This window comes from Paramuribaculum intestinale (assembly GCF_003024925.1).
Classification (GTDB): Bacteria; Bacteroidota; Bacteroidia; order Bacteroidales; family Muribaculaceae; genus Paramuribaculum; species Paramuribaculum intestinale.
In genome coordinates, this window is the sequence record NZ_PUED01000115.1 from 1 (window position 1) to 8,433 (window position 8,433).

The 8,433-nt window shown below is 49.5% G+C and carries 9 protein-coding genes and 1 pseudogene; all 10 read right to left on the reverse strand.

Annotation, left to right across the window (positions count from 1 at the left end; translation table 11 throughout):
* Positions 1-368 (reverse strand): annotated as a pseudogene (locus tag C5O24_RS08940) (hypothetical protein); the annotation flags it as partial.
* A 23-nt stretch (positions 369-391) separates the two neighbouring features.
* A complete protein-coding gene (locus C5O24_RS08945) occupies positions 392-1,186 on the reverse strand; it encodes a hypothetical protein (RefSeq protein WP_107036327.1) in 795 nt (264 codons plus the stop codon).
* Complete coding sequence (locus C5O24_RS08950; RefSeq protein WP_107036326.1) at positions 1,180-4,008, reverse strand: TraG family conjugative transposon ATPase; 2,829 nt, start codon at positions 4,006-4,008, stop codon at positions 1,180-1,182. The genes C5O24_RS08945 and C5O24_RS08950 overlap by 7 nt, the downstream gene beginning before the upstream one ends.
* Positions 4,009-4,013: 5 nt before the next feature.
* A complete protein-coding gene (locus C5O24_RS08955; protein ID WP_107036325.1) occupies positions 4,014-4,301 on the reverse strand; it encodes a DUF4133 domain-containing protein in 288 nt (95 codons plus the stop codon).
* Between the two features lie 56 nt (positions 4,302-4,357).
* Entirely contained in the window at positions 4,358-4,714 is a 357-nt protein-coding gene (locus C5O24_RS08960) for a DUF4134 domain-containing protein (RefSeq protein ID WP_107036388.1), read from the reverse strand.
* A gap of 107 nt (positions 4,715-4,821) precedes the next feature.
* On the reverse strand, positions 4,822-5,466 hold the full coding sequence (locus tag C5O24_RS08965; RefSeq protein WP_107036324.1) for a hypothetical protein: 645 nt from the start codon (positions 5,464-5,466) through the stop codon (positions 4,822-4,824).
* A gap of 11 nt (positions 5,467-5,477) precedes the next feature.
* Positions 5,478-6,062: a MarR family transcriptional regulator gene (locus C5O24_RS08970; protein WP_107036323.1), complete on the reverse strand. Its 585-nt coding sequence runs from the start codon at positions 6,060-6,062 to the stop codon at positions 5,478-5,480.
* A gap of 10 nt (positions 6,063-6,072) precedes the next feature.
* Positions 6,073-6,546, reverse strand: coding sequence for a hypothetical protein (locus tag C5O24_RS08975; protein ID WP_107036322.1), 474 nt, complete (start codon positions 6,544-6,546; stop codon positions 6,073-6,075).
* Positions 6,530-7,372 carry a ParA family protein gene (locus tag C5O24_RS08980; RefSeq protein WP_107036321.1) on the reverse strand — a complete coding sequence of 281 codons (843 nt, stop codon included), beginning with the start codon at positions 7,370-7,372 and terminating at the stop codon, positions 6,530-6,532. Before C5O24_RS08980 ends, C5O24_RS08975 begins: the two co-directional genes overlap by 17 nt.
* Positions 7,373-7,553: 181 nt before the next feature.
* Positions 7,554-8,276 carry a hypothetical protein gene (locus C5O24_RS08985; RefSeq protein ID WP_107036320.1) on the reverse strand — a complete coding sequence of 241 codons (723 nt, stop codon included), beginning with the start codon at positions 8,274-8,276 and terminating at the stop codon, positions 7,554-7,556.
* Between the last annotated feature and the right edge of the window lie 157 nt (positions 8,277-8,433).

The following is an 8,433-nucleotide window of genomic DNA, read 5'->3' on the forward strand; positions in this document are numbered from 1 at the left end:
GTATAGTACCATGCCACGAACGGTTTTTCGCTGACATATTTGAATGTGTTGGATGTAAACGAGCTATACTCCCGGACGAGCCTATAGAGCGACGAAGCGGTGGCGGATATTGCTCCGGCCAGCACAACGTAAGAATAGGTGTTATTGAGTTTGGTGTCGAGCGTAGTCCGGACATCATTGAACTTTTTCGCGCCCTTGGTCACAATCGACTGCTCACCGAAACTGGTTGCGACACGAGTAAGTGCAGCGTCCTCGTCCTTCTTCACGCACTTGTGAAGTGCCATCAGAGCCTCGAAAGTAGGCAAATCACGCGGCCAGTCAAACGCTGATGCGCTAAAGGGCAGTGATACAGCGAGGAATACCGGCATTATTTTCCTAAATACCTGTCCCATCAGAATCCCCATTTGAACTGATTGATAATGTCAATTTTGTCATAGTCAATCTGGAGCTTGTCGATTTTATGCAGTCCGTTCCAGTCATTAACAAGGCCGTTGACCTGATTTGTCATCACCACGATGTTCGCCCAGCCCTCCGGATCAATGGCAAAGAACAGGTCGTTCATGGTGGCATACTGTGCCATAGCCATCATACCCTGAACCTTGTAGCGGATATTCATCAGGTCGGAGTAGATGCGGTTTGCGAGAGTAAGACGCTCGTATCGGTCAAGGAGATTGTAGCCGTCGCTCTTTGTCTCGGCGGTAGCCTGACCTTTCAGCGGATTCCTGACCTTGGCGTTGTTAACGATATTCACGAAGTCAGCTACAAGCTGCTGGGTCTCGGTGACGATGTTGCCGAGTTCGTTAAGGCACAGCAACTTGTTTGTGAACTTGGCGCCATTGACCACCTTGATGAGTTCGGGCACGTCAAGGATTATGTCGAGGGCGCAGCGTCCTATCTCGACATAATATTTGCTCTCAGTGCCGAAGCCGGATACATTCTCCATTGTCAGCTTGTACATCTCCTTGATGGTAGCCATGCTTATGGTGTATTGTTCCAGCTTCTTCTGCTTCGAGGCGATGGTGTCGAGACGTTTGTTGTGTTCGTCCTCGATTGCCTTCTGCGAGGCCATGTTGATGCCGACCTGCTCGATTGTCTTCGGGTCAATGACAATCTTCCACTGGGCATATCCACTCTCAGCCATGAGAGTGACTGCAATGATTGGGAGTATATATCTTAATCCTACCATAATGACATTACTTTCTGACGGTTGTTGACTTGTCTCGCGAAATCGAGATATTTGCTGATTCCGGCTTTCTTGCGGTCAATCTCTATGTGGGTGATTGCATCCTGCATTGTGCCGTAGTGACGGAGATATATTTTCAACGCCTCCTTCTCGGCCCGTTCGGTGGTGTATGCCCAGTAACATTCAGGCGGTTCCTCGACACCGTACACATCCGAGTTCTGACCACGGCATATCCATACCTCCTTGAAGTAATTGCGGTTGTCATGGTTGTTCAGGGCATTGATGGTGAAGATCTGCTGACGCTGAATCGGGGTCAGACCGAGAATTGCGGCGATGTCCTCATACCTGTCCTTGAACTTTGTCTGGTCGAGAAGTATCTTCACGTCCGAGTTGTTGATGATTGCCTCCTTGACAATCGGGGAGTCAATCACGTCGTTAAGTTCTTGAGTGACAACACCTGCAATGCCGTGAAACTTGCGGACCGTCTTGTAAAGATACTTTATATACTCTGCCATGGTGGGCGAGGCAATCGCTTTCCATGCCTCCTCGATTATCAAGGCTTTGCGGCCTTTCTTGATACGCATTTTCTGTAGGAACACGTCCATGATGATCAGCACGACGATAGGGAAAAGAACCGGATCATCCTTAATCTTGTCAATCTCGAACACGATAAACCTCTCGTCGAAGAGATTTACATCGAGGTCGGAATTGAGCGTCATTTCCAGCTCGCCGCCACGGTAGAACTGTTTTAGAATGGCGGCAAAATCCCGGATGTCGAACTTGATTTTCTCCAGAGAGGTAATCTGCGGTATGCGTTCGAGAGCAAACTCATAATAGCTGTTGAATGACAGCTCCTTGACCTTAAGACGGCGTTTCTGCTCCTCCATGTGGTCAATCTGCTTGTCAATCTTTACCAGCATTGAGGTCTCGTATAGCTCTTTCTTGTACAGCTCGATTTTAGCAGCCGCCTTCTCCTTTTCCGAATCAGTCGCCGCCTTGTCCAGCACGACCGCTTGGAAGGCACGGCATTGGCGTATCAGCCTTAACCTCCGTTCCTCTGAGGGGAGCATGAGAGCCTTCGTTTCCTCTTTCGCAGGCGGCTGCTGTATCTGTTCGTCGATACCCTCCATTTCATGGGCATACTTCTCGTATTCGTCATCCATCTTGGCTGCGACAAGTAATTTCTGACGCAGACCGTCACGCTCAATGTCGGTAAACTTCTCGAACGGATGAAAGTAGGCATCGTAATATTCCACGATAGTCTGGTTCACAAGCATATCCTCGATTTTGGAGGGTAGCTCGTTGCCTTTGAAAATCAGGAATATCAAGGATTTGAGGAAGTTCTTCTTCTCACCGAAGTTCAAATCGTATTCCTCTCTTGTCACCTTGAAGGGATTCATGGATATAGGCTTCTCCTTGGAGTAGCTGATATAGGTACCACCGAAATAGCCGCAGATACCCTCGTATGAGTCTCCGGTATCTACCATAACCACGTCAGTATTCTGTTCTAGCAACTGACGCACAACGCTGTTCATGTGGAACGACTTGCCGCTTCCGCTTGGACCGATGCAGAAGAAATTGGCGTTGTCGGTCATCTTGACCTTGCCTTCCTTGCCGGTTATGTCTATGCAGACCGGAAGCCCCTGGCGGTCGGTGTAGTATGTGGTCAGCGGTGTCGTCTCCGACCCTTTGAGGTGTTCCTTGAAAAAGAAGCAAAGGGCGGCGTCCGAGAGAGTGAGGAAGAGGTCATAGTCCGGATTGAACGAATAGGCGTTTCCGGGGAATGAATCCACAAACAACTCCAACTGGTTGTAAGCGGTGCGCGAGGGCATTATGCCGCACTCATAGAGCTTGGTCTCCAGATAGGACGTGACGGGAGTCACCTTGTCTGCCGGACAGCTCATAAGGATATTGAAGTTGGTGTTCACCAGCATGGATGTATCGACGGCAAGACGGTTCAGCACTTCCTCGATGTCAGCCTTCGCAATCTTGTTGCTCGGGTCGGGCATGGAGCCGTGACGCTTCGCTTTCGCCTGAAGTTTCCGGAGAAGTTTTCTCTGATTGGGTATCTGAACCACCTGATTGAATACCACGCAATCTGTATGTGGCACGGAAGTAAGGAACGACAATAAATCGGTAGCAATGCCGTATCCGTTGATACCAATCTTGGTATAAGGCTGTATGACAGATGGGAGGTTGATTTCGTCGATGTCAACGAGTGGGTATGAACGGATTACACGCTCACCGGTTTTCAGGTATTCGTCCGAAGCCTTGAAGTTGGTCATCGAGAACGGGCCGTGACGAAACTGGAACGCCATGAAGCGGTGGCAGTATTCGCTGACCTCGGCTTTGGTCAGCTTCTTATGTCTGATTCCCTTTTCCGCGAGAATGTCGCTTACCTTGGAGACCTTTGCATGGAAGTCGAGCCATTTCTTCGGGTCGTACTGCACGAACTGACCTCGCTGTGCTTCCTGCGTTATAATAAGATATGTGGTGATTTCCGTAAACTCTCTTCCCTCGAAGTATTTGAAATAGCTGCGTGTCAGGAACTCTGCATCTTCCGGCACATCGTGTCGGTAAGCCTGCTTACAGAGTATGTCCTGCTTCTGGAGGGCGTACCCCTCGCCGAGAGTCTGAACGATATTCGACAGCACATCCTGAAAGAGCATGTACTGCTCGGCATCGGTGCAGAGCTGCTGCACCGGGTTGGTCATGGAGAATATGACAGACGGCTCGCCCTTTGCGGAGAATAGAACCACGGAGCCGTCAGTTTCCTCCAACTGGGCGTACAAGCCATCGAATATGCGTTTCTTTGTCTTAGCCATCTGTGTTATCGTTTGAAAATGTTTTTGTAGATGAAAATTCCGTTGTCACGGCGCTTGTTGTGCAGACCGCCGCGCTGCTTGATGAAGATGGTCGCTATGCCGACCGCCGCCATAATGAGCATGGCAATGAACCCGGCAAGCTTGCCCAAGACTATCGAGAATACAATGAACCCGACGAATGATACACCAATCGCGGCAGCGGCCAGCATAAGGAAACGTCCTCGGATTCCCATAAACTCCAGTGGTTTCTGTAACCCTTTGAAAACAGGGTAGCCATTGAGATTCATCGCCACTTTACTCAATTATGAATTCTTAATGCGTAATGCTTAATTGTCTGTATAGTTGTGCATTACTTAAAGAAAAGCGGTAATGCCTCGCTCAGAGCGATAAAGGCGATACAGCCGCCGATGGTGAGCATGATGGTCTTTTTCACATCCTGGTCGCCGTTGCTCATTTTGAAATAAACATTAAAAGCGCCGACGAGCGCGATGACGGCTGCTATTGCCTTCATCAGATTGGAGACCGGTGTCTGGTAGGACGATATTTCGGTGGTGGCCTTGGTGAAACCTGCGGCACCCTTGCTTGATGCCATCATGTCGCCTACCGTGAGGGTGAGGGCGCCGAGCGCGAGCACACCCTTGCGGGCGAAGCCTGAGTTCTTGAAACGGGCTGCTGCACGGAGGCAGCGTTTTTTGATTTTCTGCATATTGAAGTTTGTTGGATGTTCATAAATGGGCATTCAAGGCAACGTCGTTCAATAAAGGCAGCGGTGTTCGATAAAGGCAACGGGAGGAGAGGGGATAGAGTCGGTGTTCAAGTGGACTCACATTTGTATGCGAAATTCTGCAAGTCGGAAGGGATTCCGTTGGATTGAGCCTCAATCAAGGAAACAAGGTCATCCGCAGGAATACCATTGGTCATTACCGGCCCACGAAGAGGCTTTTTCCTTTGAGTCGATGGCTGTGGACCGGATGATGGAGAAGGTTCGGAATGAGATACCTGTTCGTTCGCTGATTTCGAATGTTCCTTGCGATGCTCGGCAATAACTTCATCGGGGATTTTGTATGCTTCAGGGTCGAATGGGTCTGTCTTTGTCTCCGGCGTTTCATCTGCCTTCTCTTTGTCTTGCACAGGCTCGTTGTCCTTAGGAACTTCCGGTCTCTTTTCCTCATTCTTCGAGGGTGCGTCGGTATTGGCTTTATCCTTATTCTTGTCTTCTGTCTCGTTCCTTGGGGATTCGGCCGATGCAGGTACGACAGGCTTCTTTGGATCGTCGCGCCTTATGCGGATAGGCTGGAAAGTGGCGGCTTCGTCAGAAATGTCGATTTCCTCCTCGGTGTTTTTTTCCTTCTCGGCCTCTTTTTCGAGTCTGGCTTTGTATAAGTCCATCGCTATCATTGCCGCGTAGTACAGAATCAGCAGTACGAGCAGCAGGGGGAATATGTCTCCGAATTTCATGCTGTGTGGTGTTATATTGCGTTGACTAATGGTTCTTCCTCATACGGCCACGGGGCGAAACGCAGACCGTGACGTGAGGCTATGTTCTCCTTGTTCAGATTGCGGCAGTCCTCGGATTTGAAATACAGGATGTTTGCCATCCTCTCCACGATATATCCCGCCGCTTTAAGCTCGGCACGAAGCCTGATTCTCCTGCGGTTGGTCACGACCTTTATGCGTGTAACCGGGTCAAAGCCGAATATGACACGCCGTTTCTCGCGCTTGACCATATCCTTGCGGACACGCGAACGGATGTGCCTGTTTTCCTTCCGGGTACGTCTAAGCCCCAGCTTCCCGGCAATTCTTGCCACTGTGGTTTTGGTAGCCCCGATCATGTCAGCGATTTCTGCGAATGAATGGCTGTCGAAGTTGTTACGTACTACCGTGGCCTTGTCGAGCCATTCCACGTTCATTCCCTTGACAATACCGAATTTGCGGGCCTTGACCTTTATGGTTGTCCGGCTGAAACCGATAATCTCGGCTGTCCGCTCGATTGTTTCGACCGGATAAAGCTCACGTAGCATTTCAGTATGGGAGTCAGTCCATTGTCTTTTCATATCACAGGTCTTATATAGTTTCAAAAAAGCTTTTCCTCGCACGGCGCAGTTGGAGCAGACGCTCCTTGTTGCGAAGAAGGAATCCGCGCATTACGGCGCTTACGATGTCGGGACGGCTCGAACCGTTGATGTCGAGTTCGTAAAGAGCGTCGGCTATATCGTTGTCGAGGCGGCAGTAAGTGCGGTTCTCACGACAGCCCCGTGATTCATAGTTACGGAGATTCTCCATGAAGGATTCCCATTCGTCTGTTTCCTCCATGTCTGGGCCGTGGGAGCTTTCTGCTGTCTCTGCTTCAGAGGCTGTCGGCTCCTCCCCGTTATTTGCGATTATATTACAGGCTTCCGTAAAATCACTGTCAGCCTCCTGTATCGGTTCTTTCTTTGTCTCGGGAGCCGAGGATTCTGTCTTTGGTCTCAACACGGTCTTGCGTGTGAAGCCGGGAACGGGTGTCGTGGCCTGGGTAGTATTATTCTGGTTTTCCATCTGTGGTTGTATTATTGTCGGTTTCAAAATTCAGGTCGGAAGGTGCGTCCGTATCCGTAAGTTCGGGTATCATCTCTGTGATGACCGGTTTCTCAGTGGTCTTCTGTTCTATGGTGGACTTCGCAGACATGCGGAATTGTTCGAGACTGCCGAAGATGTCAAGATACAGTTTGTCGAAGGCCGGAGTGACGAGTTTCAACTGCTGGTCGAGCGGCATTACGGTGCTTATTCTTTCCATCGAGGACACCCTTGAAATTTTTGGAGTGACGATACCGTATCTGCTGAAAATATCGCGGGCTTCCTCCCAAAGCATCAGCTCGCTTCTTGTTCCGATTCTGCCGTCATGGAGATTGGGTATGAGGTAGAGCCTCGCTCTCATTTCCTGACCAAGAGTGCGCTTCATCATGTCAAGGCACATGATGAAGGTAGACGTAGAGGAGAGCGTCATCTTGTCATAGTGGAAAGGAGTTACAATCAGGTCGGAGTTCTGAAGAATAAGCTTGTTGGGTTCGTTCAGTACAAGGCCGGGGGTATCAATGAGCGTGACTTCATAATCCTGATTCCCGAAAATTTTCTCCACCATGTCATAGACTTCTTCGGCGTTGCTGACTCTTTCCGGATCAGCCAGGAACTGTATCGCTTCCTCTCCATAGCGGTCTATGTCGGCCTTGCGCCGTCTGACAACCGACATCTGACGGTCACAGTCGAGTATACGGACCTTTACGCCCTTTGCCACAAGGTAATGGGCAAAGAGCACGCACAGGGTTGTCTTCCCGACGCCTCCTTTTTGGTTGGCGAATGTGACTATGACTGGAAACTGTATCATACAGGCGTGTTTATTTTTATTTTTCACAAAATTACCAAGGGCGGAAGGCGGGAAACGAAATGCACAACATTAATCATGTATTTTAGAGACATCATTCATGAACTTAAGAGGCATAATTCTTAGAAACATATTACAACCGTCCGGAAGTGTTACGTGAGAAAGTCCGCGACCTCCATAATCGCTACATCTTCAATGTGCGGCCATCGTCAATATCATCGTAGTCGGGCTTCTTGCCGACCTCCCATTCGCGGTTGGAATCCGAGGCACCGCCTCCGGCATCTTGCAAAGGACGGATGCCGGACTTCTTGGGCTGAGACTGATGTTCCTTTGGTTTCTGAACAGTTGGCTGCTCTTTCTTTTGAGGTTTGTAGTCGAGTCTTGTCAGGTCGAAGCCCTCGGCCCTGAGGTCAATGATGATATATTCGTTGAAGTTTACAGCAAGAATATCTCCGGATTCAGTGCGATGGATCTGAAAACCGGATTCCCTGATTGCACTTTTCAAATCCTTGTAATCAAGTGTAGTATTATCGAAGATACCGCGAAGCTGATTCACAGCCCGGGCTGCACTCGGTTTTCTCTCGGACATGAGGGAAATGAGGTCTCTGCGCTCCACCTTATATATTTGGCATAGGCGGTTAAGTTCAGCTTCGATGACCGCCCCGAAACTCTCGATTCTGTCGATTCTGTCATTCCGGAGAATTGTCTCAGCCAACAGTGGATTGAGATTCCGGCTCTCATCTCCATAATAGAGAACACCTCTTTTTATATAGGCGTGTGAGCGACGCAGCTTTTCGTTGATGTCGAAGGTCGTTGCCTTCGGATTAGCAGCAAGAACGCTGTCGATGAAAGCATCTATGCGATCCAAACGTTCCTCCGCGGTGGCGAAGTCGAGCAACAGCTCCATTTTGAGAACATGCCCTCCATGTAGCACCTCCTTCTATGTTGTATTCCAAAATTCTCGTTGAGATTTAGAAAAGATTAACGTTAAAAATCAATTGCTTATGTTTCTGTGCCGATTGTGTAGGCACAAAAGAGTCATGATCGAGGCCTCTGCCCCAATC